This is a genomic window from Thiothrix sp. (genome assembly GCF_028714775.1).
GTDB lineage: Bacteria > Pseudomonadota > Gammaproteobacteria > Thiotrichales > Thiotrichaceae > Thiothrix.
The window spans coordinates 175,345-194,376 of record NZ_JAQTLS010000003.1 but is presented as its reverse complement, the minus strand read 5'-3'; the positions used below and the strand labels follow the sequence as shown (position 1 = coordinate 194,376).

At 53.1% G+C, this 19,032-nt stretch carries 21 protein-coding genes and 1 other RNA gene; 15 read left to right on the top strand and 7 right to left on the bottom strand.

Annotation, left to right across the window (positions count from 1 at the left end; translation table 11 throughout):
* The first annotated feature begins 209 nt into the window (after nucleotides 1-209).
* Genes PHE17_RS03870 through aroB form a run of 7 tightly spaced genes read left to right on the top strand, consistent with a single transcriptional unit; the run spans nucleotide 210 to nucleotide 7,132 of the window.
* Nucleotides 210-1,262, top strand: coding sequence for a pilus assembly protein PilM (locus PHE17_RS03870; RefSeq protein WP_301014503.1), 1,053 nt, complete (start codon nucleotides 210-212; stop codon nucleotides 1,260-1,262).
* Nucleotides 1,262-1,873, top strand: a complete 612-nt coding sequence (locus tag PHE17_RS03865; protein ID WP_301014502.1) for a PilN domain-containing protein — start codon at nucleotides 1,262-1,264, stop codon at nucleotides 1,871-1,873. The genes PHE17_RS03870 and PHE17_RS03865 overlap by 1 nt, the downstream gene beginning before the upstream one ends.
* Nucleotides 1,870-2,529 carry a type 4a pilus biogenesis protein PilO gene (locus tag PHE17_RS03860; protein ID WP_301014501.1) on the top strand — a complete coding sequence of 220 codons (660 nt, stop codon included), beginning with the start codon at nucleotides 1,870-1,872 and terminating at the stop codon, nucleotides 2,527-2,529. The genes PHE17_RS03865 and PHE17_RS03860 overlap by 4 nt, the downstream gene beginning before the upstream one ends.
* Nucleotides 2,526-3,056, top strand: a complete 531-nt coding sequence (locus PHE17_RS03855; RefSeq protein ID WP_301014500.1) for a pilus assembly protein PilP — start codon at nucleotides 2,526-2,528, stop codon at nucleotides 3,054-3,056. The genes PHE17_RS03860 and PHE17_RS03855 overlap by 4 nt, the downstream gene beginning before the upstream one ends.
* Before the next feature lie 53 nt (nucleotides 3,057-3,109).
* A complete protein-coding gene (gene pilQ, locus PHE17_RS03850) occupies nucleotides 3,110-5,476 on the top strand; it encodes a type IV pilus secretin PilQ (RefSeq protein WP_301014499.1) in 2,367 nt (788 codons plus the stop codon).
* Nucleotides 5,470-6,075, top strand: coding sequence for a shikimate kinase AroK (gene aroK / locus PHE17_RS03845; RefSeq protein ID WP_301014545.1), 606 nt, complete (start codon nucleotides 5,470-5,472; stop codon nucleotides 6,073-6,075). The genes pilQ and aroK overlap by 7 nt, the downstream gene beginning before the upstream one ends.
* Nucleotides 6,056-7,132 carry a 3-dehydroquinate synthase gene (gene aroB / locus PHE17_RS03840; protein ID WP_301014498.1) on the top strand — a complete coding sequence of 359 codons (1,077 nt, stop codon included), beginning with the start codon at nucleotides 6,056-6,058 and terminating at the stop codon, nucleotides 7,130-7,132. Before aroK ends, aroB begins: the two co-directional genes overlap by 20 nt.
* 59 nt (nucleotides 7,133-7,191) lie before the next feature.
* On the opposite strand, the gene plsY is transcribed toward aroB, so the two are convergent.
* The gene (gene plsY, locus PHE17_RS03835; RefSeq protein ID WP_301014497.1) at nucleotides 7,192-7,803 is read right to left on the bottom strand and encodes a glycerol-3-phosphate 1-O-acyltransferase PlsY; all 612 of its coding nucleotides are present in this window, start codon (nucleotides 7,801-7,803) and stop codon (nucleotides 7,192-7,194) included.
* Between the two features lie 30 nt (nucleotides 7,804-7,833).
* On the opposite strand from plsY, the gene bioH reads away from it, so the two are divergent.
* Genes bioH through PHE17_RS03820 form a run of 3 tightly spaced genes read left to right on the top strand, consistent with a single transcriptional unit; the run spans nucleotide 7,834 to nucleotide 9,861 of the window.
* Entirely contained in the window at nucleotides 7,834-8,592 is a 759-nt protein-coding gene (gene bioH / locus PHE17_RS03830) for a pimeloyl-ACP methyl ester esterase BioH (RefSeq protein WP_301014496.1), read from the top strand.
* Nucleotides 8,582-9,448 carry a malonyl-ACP O-methyltransferase BioC gene (bioC, locus tag PHE17_RS03825; RefSeq protein WP_301014495.1) on the top strand — a complete coding sequence of 289 codons (867 nt, stop codon included), beginning with the start codon at nucleotides 8,582-8,584 and terminating at the stop codon, nucleotides 9,446-9,448. Before bioH ends, bioC begins: the two co-directional genes overlap by 11 nt.
* Nucleotides 9,448-9,861: a CbiX/SirB N-terminal domain-containing protein gene (locus PHE17_RS03820; protein ID WP_301014494.1), complete on the top strand. Its 414-nt coding sequence runs from the start codon at nucleotides 9,448-9,450 to the stop codon at nucleotides 9,859-9,861. The genes bioC and PHE17_RS03820 overlap by 1 nt, the downstream gene beginning before the upstream one ends.
* Here PHE17_RS03820 and PHE17_RS03815 read toward each other — a convergent pair.
* From PHE17_RS03815 to PHE17_RS03800, 4 genes are all read right to left on the bottom strand, one after another.
* On the bottom strand, nucleotides 9,851-10,297 hold the full coding sequence (locus PHE17_RS03815) for a DsrE family protein (protein ID WP_301014493.1): 447 nt from the start codon (nucleotides 10,295-10,297) through the stop codon (nucleotides 9,851-9,853). The genes PHE17_RS03820 and PHE17_RS03815 overlap by 11 nt on opposite strands.
* A gap of 72 nt (nucleotides 10,298-10,369) precedes the next feature.
* Nucleotides 10,370-10,548, bottom strand: a non-coding RNA gene (ssrS, locus tag PHE17_RS03810) — 6S RNA.
* Nucleotides 10,549-10,602: 54 nt separating this feature from the next.
* Nucleotides 10,603-10,920 (bottom strand): cell division protein ZapA, encoded by a 318-nt coding sequence (locus PHE17_RS03805; RefSeq protein ID WP_301014492.1) that lies wholly within the window; start codon nucleotides 10,918-10,920, stop codon nucleotides 10,603-10,605.
* Nucleotides 10,921-10,924: 4 nt separating this feature from the next.
* A complete protein-coding gene (locus tag PHE17_RS03800) occupies nucleotides 10,925-11,161 on the bottom strand; it encodes a hypothetical protein (RefSeq protein ID WP_301014491.1) in 237 nt (78 codons plus the stop codon).
* Nucleotides 11,162-11,235: 74 nt separating this feature from the next.
* On the opposite strand from PHE17_RS03800, the gene PHE17_RS03795 reads away from it, so the two are divergent.
* A complete protein-coding gene (locus PHE17_RS03795; protein WP_301014490.1) occupies nucleotides 11,236-11,790 on the top strand; it encodes a UPF0149 family protein in 555 nt (184 codons plus the stop codon).
* A 1-nt stretch (nucleotide 11,791) separates the two neighbouring features.
* On the top strand, nucleotides 11,792-13,126 hold the full coding sequence (gene pepP / locus PHE17_RS03790) for a Xaa-Pro aminopeptidase (RefSeq protein ID WP_301014489.1): 1,335 nt from the start codon (nucleotides 11,792-11,794) through the stop codon (nucleotides 13,124-13,126).
* Here pepP and PHE17_RS03785 read toward each other — a convergent pair.
* Nucleotides 13,123-14,511, bottom strand: a complete 1,389-nt coding sequence (locus PHE17_RS03785) for an AAA family ATPase (protein ID WP_301014488.1) — start codon at nucleotides 14,509-14,511, stop codon at nucleotides 13,123-13,125. The genes pepP and PHE17_RS03785 overlap by 4 nt on opposite strands.
* Before the next feature lie 101 nt (nucleotides 14,512-14,612).
* On the opposite strand from PHE17_RS03785, the gene ubiH reads away from it, so the two are divergent.
* Together ubiH and PHE17_RS03775 are read left to right on the top strand one after the other, a co-directional pair.
* Nucleotides 14,613-15,827 carry a 2-octaprenyl-6-methoxyphenyl hydroxylase gene (ubiH, locus tag PHE17_RS03780; protein ID WP_301014487.1) on the top strand — a complete coding sequence of 405 codons (1,215 nt, stop codon included), beginning with the start codon at nucleotides 14,613-14,615 and terminating at the stop codon, nucleotides 15,825-15,827.
* Nucleotides 15,824-16,438 carry a 2OG-Fe(II) oxygenase gene (locus tag PHE17_RS03775; RefSeq protein ID WP_301014486.1) on the top strand — a complete coding sequence of 205 codons (615 nt, stop codon included), beginning with the start codon at nucleotides 15,824-15,826 and terminating at the stop codon, nucleotides 16,436-16,438. The genes ubiH and PHE17_RS03775 overlap by 4 nt, the downstream gene beginning before the upstream one ends.
* On the opposite strand, the gene PHE17_RS03770 is transcribed toward PHE17_RS03775, so the two are convergent.
* Nucleotides 16,435-17,949 (bottom strand): FMN-binding glutamate synthase family protein, encoded by a 1,515-nt coding sequence (locus tag PHE17_RS03770; RefSeq protein WP_301014485.1) that lies wholly within the window; start codon nucleotides 17,947-17,949, stop codon nucleotides 16,435-16,437. The genes PHE17_RS03775 and PHE17_RS03770 overlap by 4 nt on opposite strands.
* A 186-nt stretch (nucleotides 17,950-18,135) precedes the next feature.
* Here PHE17_RS03770 and PHE17_RS03765 point away from each other — a divergent pair, with 186 nt between their 5' ends.
* Nucleotides 18,136-19,023 carry an HNH endonuclease signature motif containing protein gene (locus PHE17_RS03765; RefSeq protein WP_301014484.1) on the top strand — a complete coding sequence of 296 codons (888 nt, stop codon included), beginning with the start codon at nucleotides 18,136-18,138 and terminating at the stop codon, nucleotides 19,021-19,023.
* Nucleotides 19,024-19,032: the final 9 nt, after the last annotated feature.

Genomic DNA, 19,032 nt, shown 5'->3' with positions numbered 1-19,032 from the left:
AGTAGATACATGGTCTGGAATCGCGTTTGTTGTATTGTACTGTGAGTACGTTTTGTTCATTTCGCGCAGATTCCGTTTGTCTGAAAAGGTGTCCGCCGAGATTGGCAGAGTAGACTATTTTGCGGTTCGACGCTACCATTGAGCCACAAATAGGATTAAAAAAACGTGATCCCTAACTATTAATAATAACAATAACCCGGATGTTGCCTGTGTTTTCATTTTATCCCCGTAAAGAATCGCTGCTTGGTCTGGACATCAGTTCCTCTGCGATCAAGTTGGTGGAAATGACCCGCAAGGGGCGTGACTACCGGATCGAAAGCTATGCTGTGGCTCCCTTGCCGGAAGGTGTTGCCAACGAAAAGGATATTGTCGAACCAGAGCCTGTCGGCGAAGCGATCCGCAAAGCCTTACGTGATAGCCGCACCCGTTTGAAACGCTGTGCCTTGGCTGTCCCCACCTCAATGGCGATCAGTAAAATCATTTCCATGCCCGCCGCTGTCCCCCGTGCAGAAATGGAAGCACAGATGGCGATGGAAGCGGAACAGCATATCCCTTACCCGATGAACGAGGTCAATTACGACTTTGAAGTGCTGGGGCCGTCTGCCCATTCGCCAGACACGGTAGATGTCTTGCTGGCAGCAACGCGCTCAGAAAACGTCGAGGTGCGGGTTGCGGCGGCGGAAATGGCGGGTTTGACCGTGGAAATCGTTGATACCGAAACTCACGCATTGGAAAAGGTCTTGCGCTACCTGACCACCGAGTTGGAGCAGCATGAGTCACTCGCCATCGTCGATTTTGGGGCAACCATGACCGGCATCAGTGTTTTCGAGCAGGGCAGGTTGACCTTTTCGCGAGAACAGGCTTTCGGCGGGCGTCAATTGACAGAAGAAATCATGCACCGTTACGGCCTTTCGTGGCAGGAGGCGGGTTTGGCGAAGAAAGAAGGCAATTTGCCGGAAAACTACGTTTCGGAAGTGTTGGAGCCATTTAAAGACAATATGGTGCGCCAGTTGCACCGTTTTCTTCAGTTCTACTATGCCTCCAGCCAGCGGGACAGCGTGGCACAAATTTTGGTCTGTGGCGGTTGCGCCCGGATTCCGGGGATTGATGAGCAAATCCAGTCTGTGATCGGAACGCCAGTGCGGATTGTGAACCCGTTTACGCGCGTTGCCTTGGGGACGAAGGTAAGTCCGGTGCGTTTTACCAATGACATGCAAGCCCTGCTGATTGCGGCAGGTTTGTCGCTGCGGGGGCTGGATTAATGGCGGGCTTAAACTTACTGCCTTGGCGGGAAAAAGAGCGCGAAGCGAAGAAAAAGCAGTTCTTTACCTTAGTCGGCGCTACGTTGTTGGGTGCTGCCGGGATGGTGTTTCTGGCGCACCTTTACATGCAGTATGCGCAGGAATACCAGCAAGGCCGCAACCAAGTATTGGAAACCGAGATCGCCTCGCTAGACCTGCAAATCAAAAAAATTGAGGAGCTGGACAAGACCCGGCAGGCGTTGCTGGATCGGATCAAGGTGATTGAGAACTTGCAAAGTACCCGCCCAGCGATTGTGCATTTGTTCGATGAAATGGTGAATGCCCTGCCTAAAGGCATGTACCTGCTGCACTTGCAACAGAAAGGCACGCTGGTGCAACTGGAGGGTAAAGCCGAGTCTTATGCGCGGGTTTCCAGTTACATGAAGCAACTGGATGCGTCGCCGTGGATGAATTCTTCCAACCTGAACATCATTTCCACCGACAGCAAGGTGGCGGAAAGTGATGGGCAGTTGATGCTGCGTGATTTCAAGCTGGACGTTACCCAGTTGCTTACCCAAGGGGGCGAGGAAAATAAAGTGGCAGCCGAAAGCAAACCGGGGGGTGGGTCGTGAACCTAAATGAAATAAACGGCTTGGCGGAAGACCCTGGCAGTGTTTCATGGTCAGTCAAGTCATTGGCGTTGGCAGTTATCATGCTGGTGATCCTGTTCTTGGGATACAAGCTGGTGATTGTGGATGAAATGGATACGTTGGCTAGCGCTGAGCAAAAAGAGCAGGAATTACGCCAAACCTTTGAAACGCGCCAGAAACGCGCCAGCCAGTTACCGCTGTATCAGGCACAACTGGGTGAAATGCAGCGCGTTTTCGGTGATTTGCTGCGGCAGTTGCCGAGTGATGTGGAGATTCCGGGGCTGATTCTGGATATTTCTGAGAAAGGCTTGTCCAATGGTTTGGAGCTGGAATTATTTGAACCCGGTGGTGACGTTATGATGGATTTCTATGCGGAAAAGCCCATCAAGATCATTGCCCACGGCAGTTACCGTGAACTGGCGACGTTTGTCAGTGATATTGCTGGGTTGCCACGCATTGTGACCATCAATGACATTGACCTGAAACCGGGCGAGAAAAACGACAACTTGCGGATGGAGGCTATGGTCAGGACATACCGTTACTTGGATGATTCTGTCGATGCGCCTGCGGCAACATCCGCAGCAGGTGCAGCGCCCGCCGCAGGCACGGACGCCAAGAAGGGGGGTAAGGCCGGATGAACCTTCATAAGTGCTTGGCTGCTTGTGGCTTGTTACTCTCGGTGGCAGCCTGCGGCAAGGATAATGCTGATTTGGATGCCTACATGGCGTCAGTCAAGGCACGGCCTGCGACCCCCATCGAACCGATTCCAGAGATAAAACCCTACGTCCGTTTTATTTATCCGGGGCATGAAATCGACCCGTTTGATGCCAAAATACTTGCGCCTGACAAAGGGGCGAGCCAAGCGGGAGGTGTTGTGCCTGACCCCAACCGGGTACACGAATTTCTGGAAGGTTTCCCGCTGGATGGCTTGCGCATGGTCGGCACGGTGAATCAGGGCAAAGACCTGTGGGCGCTGATCCGCATTCCTGATGGCGCGGTACACCGGGTACGGGCGGGGAATTACTTAGGTAAAAATAATGGCAAGGTTACTAAAGTGGAAGAAACGAGTGTGACGTTGCAGGAATTGGTAGAAAACGGTTTCGGCGGTTACAAAGAACAGGAAAATTCGATTGCTTTATCCGATAAAGATGAAAAGAAAAAATAAGCAATGAAATTTACACAGTACCCTGCGATGTATCAATAAAGGATTGGCACATAATGAAAACAATAAAACATGCCGTTGCGATGGCAATATTCCTGTCTTCAGCTTCTGTCGCGGGCGTTGTGCTGGCCTCGGGACATAAGCTACAGGAAGTAACTGCACAGGCGGCGGGTTCCAACCAGACGGAAGTGCGGCTGCAATTTGATTCGCCAGTCAACCTGCCCAAAGGTGAGGTGTTGGAAAATCCCCCGCGCTTGGTGTTTGATTTTTCCGGTACGGAAGTGAACCCCAATAGCCGCCAAAAAACGGTCAATATCGGCAAGGTACAAACCGTTGAAGCTGCCGATAACAAAGGCAAGACGCGGGTTGTGGTGCGGATGCAGCAACTGGTCAATTACACGGTTGAAGTCCAAGGTAATGCCGTTGTCATGATGTTTGACGGTGATTGTGGCACAGCTTGTGCGCCGCCTGCGTCAACCCCGATCCGCTCAGGGGCTGCGAAAGCATCACCCAACCTTACGGCAGATGATAAAAAACAGTCTGCTGCGGTTGTGCCTGAATTACCGCCATCGGTGGTGTTGCCTGCTCCGGCAAAGTCGACACCTGACCCCAGTTATACATGGTATGTACCGCCCGTAGGTGCTACGCCATCCGCCGCCAAGCCGCAAGAAACACCGAAGGCTGCTCCAGTTGCAACGCCTCCGGTCGCCGTTGCAACACCAGCTTCTGCCCCGCCACCACCACCTGTAACAGCCGTGGCTAACAATGCGTCTGCATTGCGGGGCATTGATTTCCGCCGTGAAGCGGATGGCGGTGGGCGCGTGGTCATTACTTTGCCATCGGCTGAAACAAAGGTCAGTGATGAAAAGCGCGGCAATACCGTGACGCTTTCCCTCGCTGATGTGGATGTGCCGAAAAACCTGCAACATCGCATGGATGTTATGGACTTTGGCTCGCCTGCCAGTGAGGTCGATGTTGCCCAGCGTGACATGGGGGCGCGTATCCGTATTTCTGGGCATGAAAACTTTGACTACCGTACTGAGCGTAATGGCAACGAGTACGTGGTGCTTATCAACAAGATCAAAGTAAAGCCAGAAGAAAAGCTGACACTCGGGGAAGGGAAAAAGAAAAATTTCAATGGCGAAAAGCTCTCGCTCAACTTCCAAGACATTGAGGTGCGTGCCGTTTTGCAATTGTTGGCAGATTTCACCAACAAAAACATCGTGGTCAGCGACACGGTGCAAGGCAATATCACTGTGCGCCTGAAAGACGTGCCTTGGGATCAGGCGTTGGACATTGTGCTGGAATCCAAAAACCTAGGGATGCGTGAAAACGGTAACGTTATTTGGGTTACGCCTGCGCCAGAGTTGGAAGCCAAAGAAAAGCAGGAACTGGAATCACTCAAGGCCAAACAGGAGTTGGAGCCGTTAATTACCGAATACATTGCGGTCAATTTTGCTAAAGCAGTAGACCTTTCGGCGTTGATTGAAAAGGCCAAGGGCGATGAAAAACAGTCCTTACTGTCGTCACGCGGCACGGTATCGGTGGATGAGCGTACCAATACCTTGTTGGTCAAAGATACCGTCAGCCAAGTACAGTCGATCCGCGAATTGGTGAAAACCTTGGATGTGCCGGTACAGCAAGTGCTGATTGAGTCACGCATTGTCAGTGCCACGGATGAGTTTGGCAAAGACCTTGGCGCTCGCTTTGGGGTGACACCCCGCTGGATTAATAAAGACAGCGTAGGGATCGGAAATTTGGCAGGGTCAGATAAGTATTACACCAGTATTGCAGCGGCTGCTGCTGATCCGACGGGTAAAACCGCAATTACCTTACCGGGCTTGAATGACCGTCTGAGCGTCAATTTGCCGGTTGCTGGGGCAGCGGGAACCTATGGCTTCTCGCTTCTAAGCAAGGATTTCATGGTGGATATGGAGCTTTCCGCGCTGCAAGCTGAAAGTAAGGGTGAAATCATTTCCAGCCCGAAAGTCATTACTTCCAACCAGACTAAGGCACTGATTGAGCAGGGTGTCGAAATCCCGTACCAAGAAGCGTCTTCCAGCGGTGCGAGCACAACATCGTTCAAAAAAGCGGTGCTGAGTATGGAAGTGACGCCGCAGATCACACCGGATGAACACATTTCGATGGACTTGAAAGTCAACCAGGATACCGTGGGCAGCATTTACAGCGGTATCCCCAGCATCAACACCCGCGAAATCCAGACCAAGGTTTTGGTCGAAAACGGTCAAACCATCGTGCTTGGCGGTGTGCATGAGGAAGAAAACATCAATAGCACCAAAAAGGTTCCGGTATTGGGTGATGTGCCGGTGCTGGGCAGGTTGTTCCGCACCGACAGCAAAAGTGATAACAAACGTGAACTGCTGATTTTCGTTACCCCCAAAATTGTGGACGGTAAATCGTAAACCATCCCCATAAGCGGCTTGATTCCCGCGCCCAGTACTGGCATAAATCCCACATGCAGAACAGTATCATTCTGGTGGGATTGATGGGCGCGGGAAAATCCACCATAGGCCGACAGCTTGCGCGTAAACTGAACCTGACTTTCTACGATTCCGACAAGGTAATCGAAGAGCGCACGGGTGTCAGTATCCCCACCATCTTTGAACTCGAAGGTGAAGCGGGCTTTCGTGAGCGCGAAGAACAGGCAATTGCGGAACTCACCGCCATGCCCAATATTTTGCTGGCAACGGGCGGCGGCAGCGTCTTGCGTGAAACCAACCGGGAACACATCAAAGCAGGTGGCACGGTCATTTACCTGAAAGCCGCTGCCGACCAATTGTTCCAGCGTATCAAACATGACCGTAACCGCCCCCTCATGCAGACCGAAAACCCGCTGCAAACCTTACGCAATCTGCTGAAAACCCGCGAACCCTTGTATCTGGAGGTCGCGGATATAGTCGTACCCACGGGCAAGCAAAAGGTGAATGTCATCCTGCGCGAAATCCATACCAAATTGAAACACACAGGACAGGAACCGTCTCATGCAAACCCTCAATCTTGACCTTGGCGAGCGTAGTTACCCGATCCACATTGGGCAAGGTTTACTGCAACAGGCCGAACTGGTCACGCCCCATATTAAAGGCAAAAGCGCCGTGGTCGTTTCTAACACCACCGTTGCCCCGCTATATTTAGCTGCCACTGAACGTTTGTTGGACGGTTTGAAACATTCCGCCGCGATCCTCCCCGATGGCGAGGAATACAAAAATTTGGATGTACTCAACCAGATTTACACCCATTTGCTGGAACAGCGGGCAGACCGCAAGACTACATTGATTGCCTTGGGTGGCGGGGTGGTTGGTGATATGACTGGCTATGCAGCAGCGAGTTACCAACGCGGCATTAATTTCATCCAGATTCCCACTACTTTGCTGGCAATGGTGGATTCTTCCGTCGGTGGTAAAACGGGTGTTAACCATCCGCTCGGCAAGAACATGATCGGTGCATTCCACCAGCCACAATGTGTGCTGATCGACACGGATAGCCTGAATACCTTGGCAGACCGTGAACTCAGTGCGGGGATTGCGGAAGTGGTGAAATACGGCCTGATCCGTGACCCTGCATTCCTGCAATGGCTGGATGCGAACATGGATAAGCTGCTGGCGCGTGACCCGGAAGCCTTAACCTATGCAATTTTCCGTTCGTGCGAACACAAGGCGGAAGTGGTGGCGGCGGATGAGCGCGAATCAGGCCAGCGGGCGCTGCTGAATTTGGGGCATACCTTTGGGCACGCGATTGAAGCGGCAATGGGTTACGGCAACTGGTTGCACGGGGAAGCCGTGGCTACGGGCATGGTGATGGCGGCGGAGTTGTCACAGCAAATGGGTTGGCTCAGCGCCGATGATGTGGCTTATACCCGCCATATCCTGCAACGCGCCAAGCTGCCAGTTGATCCACCTGCACAGATGACGGGTGAAGATTTCATGCGCTATATGTCCGTCGATAAAAAGGTGCTGGATGGCACACTACGGCTGGTGCTGATGAAATCGCTGGGTGCATCCATCGTCACTGCCGATTTTGATACCGCCGCGCTCAAACGTGTGCTGAGCCGCGACCTGTAATACCCTCTTGCCAGTCAAGCCCTCAATAAGCTTGACTGGTCTTTCGTTGGGCGTTCCTCTCAATCATCCCCGTCCTGTTCCGCACCTTCCCTCGATTGGATTTTATCTTCTTCCCCTGACAGCAGTTTGCGGATGTTGGATTGATGCCGCCAAAAGATTAGCACCGCCATGAATATGACCCCCAGTGTTAAGCCGCCATGCCCGGTAATCAACCAGAAATACAACGGTGACAGTGCAGTAGCAATCAGTGCTGCCAATGAGGAAATCTTGAAGCCCTTAGCCATCAGCATCCACGTTGCCACGAATGCCAGCCCGCCCCAGAAATTTACCCCCAGAAACACGCCAATCGCTGTCGCTACGCCTTTGCCGCCCTTGAAGCCGTAGTAAAGTGGGTATAAATGCCCCAGAAACGCAGCGATACCAATCAGGATCAGTCCTGTATAATCCAGCCCCCAAGCCTGCCCGATCAGCACCGGGATCAAGCCTTTGAGCAAATCCCCCAGCAGGGTGACAGCCGCCGCTTTCTTACCACCGTAACGCAACACATTGGTTGCACCGGGGTTGTTCGAGCCAACCGTGCGTGGGTCAGGCAAGCCCAACAGCTTGCAGGTGATGATGGCGGTGGAAATCGAGCCGAGCAGGTAAGCGAGTATGATCAGCAAATAAGCCATGGTGTATCCATTTTTTATGCGAGTTAAAATGTGAAAGCATTGTATACCAACATTGAAGGGCAGGGCAGACCCCTCGTTCTCCTCCACGGCTGGGGGATGAATAGCCACGTCTGGCAACCCATCTTGCCCGCGCTGGCGCAACGCGCCCAAGTCATTGCCATCGACTTGCCGGGGCATGGCGTTAACAGCCATTTGCCATTAGGCGCATTGGAAACTGCGGTAACACAACTTGCCGATCACATCCCCCCCAATGCCATTATCGTGGGCTGGTCACTCGGCGGCTTGATCGCGCAAGCACTCGCGCACGCCTTGCCAGAACGGGTTGCCGCACTGATCCTGATTGCCAGTACCCCGAAATTTGTCGCGGATGCAAGCTGGGAACACGCGCTTTCCCCCGACATTCTCGCCACGTTCGCGCAAAACCTGCAAACTGATTACCTCGGTACGGTGAAACGCTTTTTCGCCCTGCAATTTTTGGGCAGCAAGACCGATACCCGCGCCGTGAATGCCTTGCGTGATACCATCATGCAGCACCCAGCGGACATGCGGGCGTTGGAAGATGGTTTGCACATCCTGCGCACTGCCGATTTTTCCCAAACGCCAGTCAAGCAGCCCGCGCTGTGGGTGTTGGGGCGCTTGGATAAGCTGATCCCCGTTTCTTTGGCTGACGCCTTGGCGGAAATGGGGTATAAGCACATCGCGCAACTCAACAGTGCCGCGCACGTACCCTTCGTTACCCACCCGGAGCTTTTCATGGAACATATCGGGGCCTTTCTGGATGCCAACTGATCCTAATCCACACTGGCTGGATCGGCGTAAAACCCGCCTTGGTTTCGAGCGGGCGGCGGATACTTACGATGCCAACGCCGTATTGCAGCGCGAAATCGGTGAGCGCCTAACGGAACGTTTGGACTTGCTGTTGATGCAGCCGCAAACTGTGCTGGATTTAGGTTGTGGAACCGGGGCAATCAGCGACCACCTGCTCAAGCGTTACAAAAAAGCCCGCATTATCGGGGTCGATCTGGCACTGAACATGGTGCAGAAAACCCGTAAACGCGGTGGCTGGTTCCGTAAGCCGCAAGGCGTGTGTGCCGATGTTGCCAGCTTGCCGTTCCAAGCGCAGTGTGCCGAAATGCTGGTGTCGAACCTGATGCTGCAATGGTGCAACGATTTGCCAGCGGTTTTCCGCGAATTTGCGCAAGTGCTGAAACCGGGCGGGGTGCTGCTGTTTTCCACCTTCGGCCCCGATACGCTCAAAGAGCTGCGGGCAAGTTGGGGCAAGGTTGATGGTTTCACCCATGCCAGCCGTTTTCCCGATATGCATGATGTGGGCGACGCGCTGTTGCAGGCCGGTTTCCGCGACCCGGTGATGGATATGGAAACCATTACCCTGACCTATGCGGATGTGCGTGGTTTGCTGCGTGACCTCAAGGGCATCGGCGCAAACAATGCCACTTACGGGCGTAATCATGGGCTGACAGGTAAAGCGCGGCTACAGGCGTTTTTGCAAGCTTACGAATACTTCCGCGCAGAAGATGGTTTGTATCCGGCGACCTATGAAGTCGTGTATGGTCATGCGTGGGCACCGAAATTACTGCCCGCTACTGCCCCTGAAAAGTTTATCCCGATAAGGAACATGCCCTGATGCAAGCCCTGCTGATTGTTGCCCACGGTAGCCGCCGCGCCGAATCTAATGAAGAAATCCGCGCCCTTGCAGCAAAGGTAGCGCAACAGTCAGGCGAAACTTACGGCTTTGTCGGCAGCGCCTTCCTTGAACTAGCGGAACCTTCCATCCCCGACGGTATCCAGCAGTGCATTGAACAGGGTGCGGAAACGGTCACGATCATGCCATTTTTCCTCTCTGCCGGGCGTCATGTGGTGACGGATGTGCCTGAATTGGTGCGTGAAAAACAGCGCGAATACCCGCATATCCGCATCCGCATGGCTCCCTACCTCGGCGTTTCCAGCCTGATGCCGAGCCTGATTGCACAGGCAGCGGCGGCAGCTTGCGACTGCCCCGCTGGACATTGCACTTACCCTGCGTGCCTTACGGGCTAAGGTAGCTGTAGCCTTTTTCCTGCAACTCGATCAGCCGCGCAATCCCGGCTTGGGTGGTTCCCACATCGTCTAGCAGGGTGGGGCGCTTGCCTTCTTTGGCTTCAATCGTGTCCATCGTATTGCCGCAGGCGGTGAAAACGACATTTTGCATCAGCAGGCTTTCGACCCGCTCTTTGAACTTGCTTTGGTCTGTAACTAGCCAAATGCCAGGGCCGTAAGCCACCACTTCGATTTCGATATTGTCCATCCCGTAGTGCTTTTGCAGGTTAACAATATTGGTCAATAGATGGTCTTGAATGTCTTGGTCATTTTTGTTGACCTGAATCACTAGGCGGTGTTGGGTTTCCGGTTCGGGGTCAGCAGCTTGCGCCCATTGCCAAGTGATGAGTGACACCAACAGCAGTAAAATGCCGACTAAATAAGATTTGTTTTGCATCGAAATTCCTCCTTTGAAGCAATGTACTACAAAAGAAGGCAAAAGGCAGGGGGGAATAAGGTAGGAATGGGACACACTCCAAAGAATCGTGGAAGACTTCGACCTTGAACCAGTGGTTCAAGTGGGTGCGGCGAATGTTTTTCAGGCTTACCGACAAGCGGTCATGCACACCAAAACACTACAACTGCTCCCGGGGTAAGAAATTAGGCTCAAGGATAATACCCATCCTCTCACGAGCCCCCCAGAGGTGTCCTTGTCATCCATACTATTACATTTGTTGCTTGGGGGGAAGAATTGACAAATGCTCAGGCTTTGTGCTTATCCAGCGCGGAATCTAGCTGTTGTTGTAATTGTTGTAGGCGTCCGACCAGTTCTTGCTCATTGCTGGCGATAACAGCGGGTGAGAGGCGGTTGGAATGCATGAGTTCATGCGCAAGGTTCAGCGCCACCATCACTGCGATGCGGTCAGTGCCTAGTACTTTGCCGGAATCGCGTATCTTGCGCATTTCCCGGTCAACCCGGCGTGAGGAAGCAACCAGCGCGTCCTGTTCGCCTTCTGGGCAGGCAACCATGTAATCCTTGTCCAGAATACGCACGCTGACGGCCTTGATATTTTTGTCCATGTGCTTACGTTGCCCCGTTTTGCTGCTGTTTCAGGCGATTGATTAGGGTTTCCAGTTGGGTGCTGGCTTTGTCATTACGGCTGCGCAACTCGATGCACGTTTGGGTTAGTACTTTTTCACGCTTTTTCAGTTCACTGTTTTCTAGAAATAGTTTTTCGACCAAAGCAAGCAAACGCTGGGAGCGTTCTTCAATGGCGTCGAGCTGATTTTTCAGCAAAATGTTGGGGGTTTGTGCATTCATGCATTAATGTTAGTAAAGAGTGCGGAAGATGGTCAATCATCTCATAATATGGATTTGAAACGGAGAAGAAAGTTTTGCAAGACACATTACCTGATTATGCCGATGTAGAGCGGGCGCTGGAGCGTGCCAACTGCGGTTTTTCGGCAGCGGAAAGCCACGGGATGGGTTGTGGGCTGTTGGTGGTGAATCAGGCCGCTGACCAGAATGCGTGGTTGGTGCAAGTGCTGGAAGGTGATCCGCAGGATTTCCACTTACAGGATGCGCGTAACTTGTTGCGTGAATTGTTCATCCTGACCCGCCAGCAAATGAATGACGGCGATTTGGGCTTTGAGCTGTTCTTGCCCGATACTGATGATCTGGGAAGCCGTGTCGAAGCGATGCAGGATTGGTGTCAAGGTTTCGCTTTTGGCATTGCTGCTGCCGGGGTCAAGGACATGAAAAAATTGCCTACCGATTCCCGCGAATGGGCGGAAGATGTCATGCGCATTGGCACATCCGGCGAATTCGATCTCGATGATGAGGAAGAGTCCGAAAGCGCTTTCGTCGAGTTGGTGGAATATCTGCGTGTCGGGGTGTTGATGATGAATGAAGAGATGCAGCCGATGAAAACATCGCCGCAGGTGCATTGAGATGGATAGACCCGTTATCCCCAAAGAAGAATTCGCTGCCCGCCGCCGCCGTTTGCTAGAACGCTTGGGTAAGGATGCGATTGCGGTCGTGCCATCCGGTGGTTTGAAGGTGCGCAACCGCGATGCGGAATACCCGTTCCGCCAAGACAGTGATTTCCACTACCTGACGGGTTTCAACGAGCCGGAAGCGGTGGCGGTGTTCGTGCCGGGGCGTGAGGCGGGTGAATACGTGCTGTTTTGCCGCGAAAAAGACCCGCAGGCCGAGCGTTGGTCGGGTCTGCGTGCCGGGTTGGAAGGCGTGAAGCACTTGCACGGTGCGGACGATGCGCACCCTATCGGCGACCTCGACAAACTGATGCCGCAATTGCTGACTGGGCGTGACAGCGTACATTACGACCTTGGGGCAAATGCCGAATTCGACCAGCAGATGCTGGGTTGGATTAATCAGTTGCGGGCAAAAGCCCGTGCCGGTATTCGTGCCCCGCACGTGATTGTGATGCTTGACCGTATTCTGCACGAAATGCGCCTGTTCAAATCCCCGGCGGAAGTGGCGGTGATGCGCCATGCAGCACAGGTTTCCGCCCGAGCCCATACCCGCGCCATGCAAGTGTGCCAGCCGGGTAAAATCGAATACGAGATTGAGGCCGAATTTCTGCACGAATTTCGGCGGGCAGGGATGGAGCCTGCTTACACCACCATCGTTGGCGGCGGTGAAAATGCTTGCATCCTGCACTACATCGAAAACCGTGCGGTGTTGCGTGACGGCGACCTGTTGCTGATTGACGCGGGGGCGGAACACGAATGTTACGCCAGCGACATTACCCGCACCTTCCCGGTCAATGGCAAATTCAGTGTGGAACAACGTGCCCTCTATCAACTGGTGCTGGATGCGCAAAAAGCTGCCATAGATCAAGCCCGCCCCGGCAAAACATGGGATGATCCGCATCAAGCTGCGGTACGGGTACTGGCGGAAGGTTTACTGCAACTCGGCTTACTGCAAGGCGATATTGACGGCGTGCTGAAGAAAGGCCCGGAAAACGAAGACGAGCCTTACCGCCAATTTTACATGCACAAGACTGGACATTGGCTGGGCATGGATGTGCATGACGTGGGCGATTACAAGATCGGCGAAGACTGGCGCACCTTGCAACCCGGTATGGTGCTGACGGTCGAGCCGGGATTGTACATTTCCCCGGCGGAAAATGTTGACCCCAAGTGGTGGAATATCGGCATCCGCATTGAAGATGATGTGCTGATTACCGAAGAGGGCAACGAGGTATTGAGCCGCGATGTGGTGAAAGAGGTTGCGGATATTGAGGGGTTGATGGCGGCTTAATCCGCTGTCAGTAATTGTTCAATACGGTTCACCAGATAAAATGGGATGTTGAAAAGTTGGAATGGTTTCACTTGTTGCATCAGGCGGGCTTCCAGCGATTCCACGGATGGCTTGGCAGAACTGATGCGGATAGCGCGGTCAGCTTGTTTCTTGATGACAAACGTGTGCAAGGATTTGATGGTTCCCGTGCTGCCTGATTTGACTTCGACGGGGATAATGGCATTGCCTTGCGTGAATAAGAAATCGACTTCGGCTTGTCCTTCGGCTTTGGGTGGTTGCCAGTAATACAGCTCGGGGCTGACGTAAGCAGGTTTGGCGTAAAGCAACTGCTGCCCGACAAATTGTTCTGCCAATAGGCCACGGTTTGCCAATTCCAAGGGCGCGTGCATGAGGGTTTGGGCAGGGATGTTTTGTGCCGCGAGCAACAGCCCAATGTCAAGGAACAGGAATTTGCTGATGCGGATTTTGGTTTCTGCACCCAAGGGGACTGCATCTGCATGACTGTGTAAGACCCGGTAAAATAAACGGGCAGCCAAGAAGTGTTCAATCGCGGCATTGAGTTGGCGGTTGTCTGCACTGGTGTGACTGGCAATTTCTTGCGCTTGTTTGTGGGAAAATTGTTGCCCGACTTGCCCTAGAATACCGTTGAACAGTGCATTGAGGGTAAGGGCAGGTTGTGAGCCGCGATATTTGGCGAAATCATCCCGGTAGGTTTGCAGCAAGGCTGTTTGGTATTTGAGGATGTCGGCATGGTTGAAGTTTGTGTCCAATCCCAGTTGGATGCAGTGCGGCATCCCGCCTGTCAGGGTGTAACGGCGTACCAAACCCAGCAGTTTTTCATGCAGGCTGTCCGGGATCAGGTGCATATTGTGTTTGTTGAGCATATTGAGGGCGCGATATTCTTTTTCCGCACCAATGGCTTGTAGGAATTCGTCAAAACGCAATGCACCCATGAAATACGGTTCGATGCGCCCGACAGGGCTGGGTAATTGGTAATTGTGCAAGACCTGATCAAGCAATGAGCCAGTGAGGATAACCGCCAGTTTGGGCATGTCTTCCCAGAAATAGCGCAGACATGAATAGGCAGCGGGTGTGGCTTGAGCCTCGTCCAGAAACAGGATCAGCGGTTTGTCGGGCGTGATGGCTTCGCCAGTGATTAGCGAAAAGTTGAATAGCAATTCGTCCAGTTGGTAACGACGAAATAATGGGTCGAGTTCGGCATGGCGTTCGAGGTTGATTTCAATGACAGGAACGCCCAATTGTTCGCCCGCCATGCGCACTGCAGTGGTTTTGCCCACTTGACGTGCGCCCCGGATGACCAGCGGCTTACGTTGGGGTTGCTGATACCAATGGATAATGTCGGTGACGGTTTGGCGGTTGAACATGGTTTGTTTGCTGCCTTATGGAATGAATTGCATTAAAGTGTACTATTTTGGTGTTAATTTTGCATTAAAATGGATGATATTTGCGAAAGTATGAGGTTATCATGTTTGATGTCCTAATCGTCGGTGGTGGCATGGTCGGCGCGAGCCTCGCGGTGGCGCTCAAACCCTTACGTCTGAAAATTGGCTTGATTGAAGCCTATAACTTCGGTGTGGTGGAACAGCCGAGCTACGATGACCGTTCCATCGCGCTGTCCTACGGTTCGAGCCGCATTTATCAGGGCATGGGCATTTGGAGCAAGTTGCGTTCCGGGGTAGAAAGTATCCAGCATATCCACATTTCCGACCGGGGGCATTTCGGCGCGGCGCGGCTGGAAGCGGCGGAAGAAAACGTGCCTGCGTTGGGCTATGTGGTGGAAAGCAGGGTGTTGGGCAAGCTGTTGTACGAAGAACTGGATACTGGCGAGATTGAGCTGATTGTTCCCGCGAAGGTGTTCGGGGTGGAACAAGATGCGGATAGTGTGCAGGTGAAAATCGAGCGCAATGGTGTGGCGGATACCTTGCAAACCCGCTTGTTGGTGGTGTCGGATGGCAGGGATTCCGGGGTACGTGAAATGCTGGGGATTGGCGTTACCCGTAGCGAATACCACCAGACCGCGATTATCGCCAATGTTACCACCGCCGAGCCGCACCGCAATCTGGCTTACGAGCGCTTTACGTCGAGTGGCCCGTTGGCGTTGTTACCGCTGACGGAAGGGCGCTATTCGCTGGTGTGGACACATCGCGATGAAGACGTGGAAGCGACCATGCAACTGGATGATGCCGCGTTCCTGCACAAATTGCAGGAGGCGTTTGGCTTTCGGCAGGGCGAATTTACCAAGGTTGGGCAACGTGCCGCTTACCCGCTGGTGTTGCAGAAAGCGGTTAAGGAAGTGGCAGGCCGTGCGGTAGTGGTTGGCAATGCTTCCCACGCGCTGCATCCGGTGACGGGGCAAGGTTTGAACCTTAGTTTGCGCGATGTGGCACAGCTTGCAGAAATGCTGGCGGAAGCGGCACGGCAGGGCAGTGACCCCGGTGCGGCGGATTTACTGGCACATTACGAGGAACTGCGCCGTCAGGATCAGCAAGGAGTGGTGCGTTATACCGACACGCTGGTACGGGTGTTTTCCAACGATTTTGCCCCGCTGGGACATGCGCGGGCAGTGGGTTTGATGGCGGTTGACCGCGTTGCGCCCTTGCGCCATTGGAATGCGCGGCAGGGGATGGGTTTACGCCAGCGGCAAACGCGGCTGGCACGGGGCTTAGGATTGAAAGTATGACGGTAGATGTAGAAACCATTGCGGATACCTTGGCGGATAAGGGCTGGATTGTATTGCCTGATTTCTTGCCGCTGGAGCAGGTGCGTGAGTTGCGCGAGCAAGCGCGGACGCAGTGGGACGAGGGCGCATTTCATGCGGCTGGGATTGGGCGTGGGCAAGAATTGAATGTCGATGAGTCGATCCGCAGTGATTATGTGCAATGGCTGGAGCGGGCGGAACAGGGCGCATTGGCTGATTATCAGACGTTCATCGAAGATTTGCGTGTGAATTTGAACCGTTTGCTGTATCTGGGGTTGTTCGAGTTTGAATCACACTTTGCGGTGTATCCGCCGGGTGCGTTTTACCGGCGGCATCTAGACAATTTTCGCGGGACTTCGGCGCGGATCGTGACCGCCGTGCTGTACCTCAACGAAAACTGGCAGGAAAGCGATTGCGGGCAACTGCGCTTTTATACCGACGGCTCGGATGGCGGCGAATACGTCGATATTTACCCCCATGCGGGGCAATTGGTATTGTTCCGCAGCGCGAAGTTTTGGCATGAGGTTATGCCCGCCCGGCGTGAACGTTTCAGCCTGACGGGTTGGGTGCGGGCGCGGGGCAGTGCGTTTTAACGGGTTGCCGCGTCCGGTTTGCCGTTGCGTTCAGGGTAAGGGTAGAGGTGATCCAGCGGTACAATCCGCCCATCCGGTTGCACAATGCGGCAATGCTGGCGGCGTAGGTCTCGCGGTTCATTTACCCCGCAGGAATGCGCTACCGTGCTGACTTCGTGCACCAAATTGTGGTGGTAATGGGCAACCCGAGTGGCTTTGTCTTCCACCACCAAGCCTTTTTGCAGGCGGGGGTCGTGGGTGGTGATGCCAGTCGGGCAGGTGTTTTTGTTGCACTGCATGGCTTGGATGCAGCCCAAGGCAAACATGAATCCGCGTCCGTTATTGATGAAATCTGCTCCAGCGCACAAAGCCCACGCCACTTGCGATGGGTTCAGCAATTTACCGGCGGCAATGATGCGGATGCGCTCACGTAAGCCGAATTTGTAGAGCATATCCACCACATTGGGCAGCGTTTCTTGGATCGGTAGGCCAACGTAATCCATCAAGCTCATGGGCGCAGCGCCCGTACCGCCATCGGCACTGTCGAGGGTGATGAAATCGGGGGCGCTTTCGATGCCACGGCGGTTGATTTCGTGGAACAATTTTTCCAGCCAGCGATAACCACCGATGACCGCTTTGAAACCGACGGGTTTGCCTGTCACCTCGCGGATGTGGTTGAGCATGTCGAGCAAGTCTTGTTCGTCGTTGACTTCCGGGTGACGGTTAGGGCTGATAGAGGCTTGATGCACCGGGATGCCGCGAATGCGGGCGATTTCCTCACTCACTTTTTCCGCAGGCAGGATGCCACCTTTACCCGGTTTCGCGCCTTGGCTGAGTTTTAGCTCAAACATTTTGATTTGCGGGATCGCTGCCACTTCGCGCAATTTGGCGTCGCTGAGTTTGCCTTCCAGATCACGCACGCCGTATTTCGCTGTACCAATCTGGAACACCACATCGCAGCCGCCGTCCAAATGCGCGTCTGCCAAGCCGCCTTCGCCGGTATTCAGCCAGCAACCTGCTTGTGCCGCCCCGCGTGATAGGGCGCGGATTGCAGGGCCGGAAAGTGCGCCATAACTCATCGCGGAAATATTGAAAAATGACGGTGCATCGTAAGGTTCGCGGCAATACTGGCCGATGCGGCGCGGTTGGGTTTCGGCAATGTCGGTATCCAGCACCGGGTAGGCGCAGTTAACGAACAGGGTTGTGCCGGGGGTGCTGAGGTTGATGGTCGAGCCAAACGCCACGGTGTTGTCGAGGTTTTTGGCAGCGCGGTACACCCACGAACGTTGGGCGCGGTTGAAGGGCATTTCCTCCCGATCCATCGCAAAAAAGTATTGGCGCAGAAATTCGCCCAGATGTTCCAACCAATAGCGGAAATGCCCGATCACTGGGTAGTTGCGCAGGATTGCACTCTTGGTCTGGTTGATGTCGTGCAAGTAAACGCCGATGCCGAGTAGGATCGCTGCCCCGATGACGACGATGAACAGGGCGGCTAGGAATTCGAGTAGGGTGAGGAAAATGCTGCTGTCCATCGGTTATCCTCCATTGTTGATATTTCTCTATTTTTTGGTTGCTTAGGGCGCACATCTTAGCACTTTTCCAATATCCTAGTGTGTGTGATTTGGTATGCTTGTTGGGTCTCGACAAGGTGCGTTACTGCCGCATAGAGTCGCAAGGGTGCAACAAGGAAGATGATGGTGAACAAGCTGAGAACACAGATGATTGATGCTATCGAGTATTTTGAAGCTGTCCCCGTTGCCAATGTGGAAAATCCTTGGCAGCTAGATTTACAGGACTGGTTAGGCAAATATCGCAAGTTTCCTGATGGCTTAATCACTCATTGCATTCATTTTTTTGAGAGAGCATTTACCCATACTCAGTATCCGCGACAGCTATGGTTTGGTATCCACGCTACACGTACCAGTTTAGTTGTTGGTGGATTGTATGTAGCAGCTATTCATCGTTCAGCAGATGATGATGAAGGACTCTGGATATTGGTTGATCAAAATGCCCCTCGCATCAAAGGGCTAAAATACCGTTCGGTTAAAGCCACAGAAAAATCAAAATATCCATTACAGTGGGGATATTCTGCTTCCTACGATGTATTAGTCGGCATGGTTCGTAATGAAAAATTGTGGGAGTCATTCGCTAGTGCCACACGCAAGGTTATGGATTCTCCGTTAGCTAAAGATAGAGATATTGTCCAACTAAGACGTAAAAAAACACGTCTTTCGGATTTCTGGAGTATTTATACTGATCCTTATGCTGTTTTGGAAAGAGGTTTTTTGGATGAGGTAAACGATGCCCTTGCCGATGGACGAGAACTGCACCTCCAACGTCTTGCTCAAGCTTCTAAAATACCCAGAAAAATTAAAGTTGAAACCAGAGCTTTTGTACGAAATCCTGATGTAGTAGCAGAAGTTTTGTTCCGGGCAAATGGCAAGTGTGAGTCCTGTTGTGTGCCAGCACCATTCCTCAAGAAAGTAGATGGAACTCCATATCTTGAAGTACATCATCGTATTCCTCTATCGGATGATGGCGAAGATTCTGTTGAAAACGCGATTGCGTTGTGCCCGAATTGCCATCGAAAAGCTCATTATGGTTGAGCGAGTACC

Bases quoted from the DNA above. Each gene is read 5' to 3' on its own strand.
- PHE17_RS03865 (WP_301014502.1), top strand. From the start codon at position 1,262: ATGGCGGGCTTAAACTTACTGCCTTGGCGGGAAAAAGAGCGCGAAGCG.
- PHE17_RS03855 (WP_301014500.1), top strand. From the start codon at position 2,526: ATGAACCTTCATAAGTGCTTGGCTGCTTGTGGCTTGTTACTCTCGGTG.
- pilQ (WP_301014499.1), top strand. From the start codon at position 3,110: ATGAAAACAATAAAACATGCCGTTGCGATGGCAATATTCCTGTCTTCA.
- aroB (WP_301014498.1), top strand. From the start codon at position 6,056: ATGCAAACCCTCAATCTTGACCTTGGCGAGCGTAGTTACCCGATCCAC.
- plsY (WP_301014497.1), bottom strand. From the start codon at position 7,803: ATGGCTTATTTGCTGATCATACTCGCTTACCTGCTCGGCTCGATTTCC.
- bioC (WP_301014495.1), top strand. From the start codon at position 8,582: ATGCCAACTGATCCTAATCCACACTGGCTGGATCGGCGTAAAACCCGC.
- PHE17_RS03820 (WP_301014494.1), top strand. From the start codon at position 9,448: ATGCAAGCCCTGCTGATTGTTGCCCACGGTAGCCGCCGCGCCGAATCT.
- PHE17_RS03815 (WP_301014493.1), bottom strand. From the start codon at position 10,297: ATGCAAAACAAATCTTATTTAGTCGGCATTTTACTGCTGTTGGTGTCA.
- PHE17_RS03805 (WP_301014492.1), bottom strand. From the start codon at position 10,920: ATGGACAAAAATATCAAGGCCGTCAGCGTGCGTATTCTGGACAAGGAT.
- PHE17_RS03800 (WP_301014491.1), bottom strand. From the start codon at position 11,161: ATGAATGCACAAACCCCCAACATTTTGCTGAAAAATCAGCTCGACGCC.
- pepP (WP_301014489.1), top strand. From the start codon at position 11,792: ATGGATAGACCCGTTATCCCCAAAGAAGAATTCGCTGCCCGCCGCCGC.
- PHE17_RS03785 (WP_301014488.1), bottom strand. From the start codon at position 14,511: ATGTTCAACCGCCAAACCGTCACCGACATTATCCATTGGTATCAGCAA.
- ubiH (WP_301014487.1), top strand. From the start codon at position 14,613: ATGTTTGATGTCCTAATCGTCGGTGGTGGCATGGTCGGCGCGAGCCTC.
- PHE17_RS03775 (WP_301014486.1), top strand. From the start codon at position 15,824: ATGACGGTAGATGTAGAAACCATTGCGGATACCTTGGCGGATAAGGGC.
- PHE17_RS03770 (WP_301014485.1), bottom strand. From the start codon at position 17,949: ATGGACAGCAGCATTTTCCTCACCCTACTCGAATTCCTAGCCGCCCTG.
- PHE17_RS03765 (WP_301014484.1), top strand. From the start codon at position 18,136: ATGATTGATGCTATCGAGTATTTTGAAGCTGTCCCCGTTGCCAATGTG.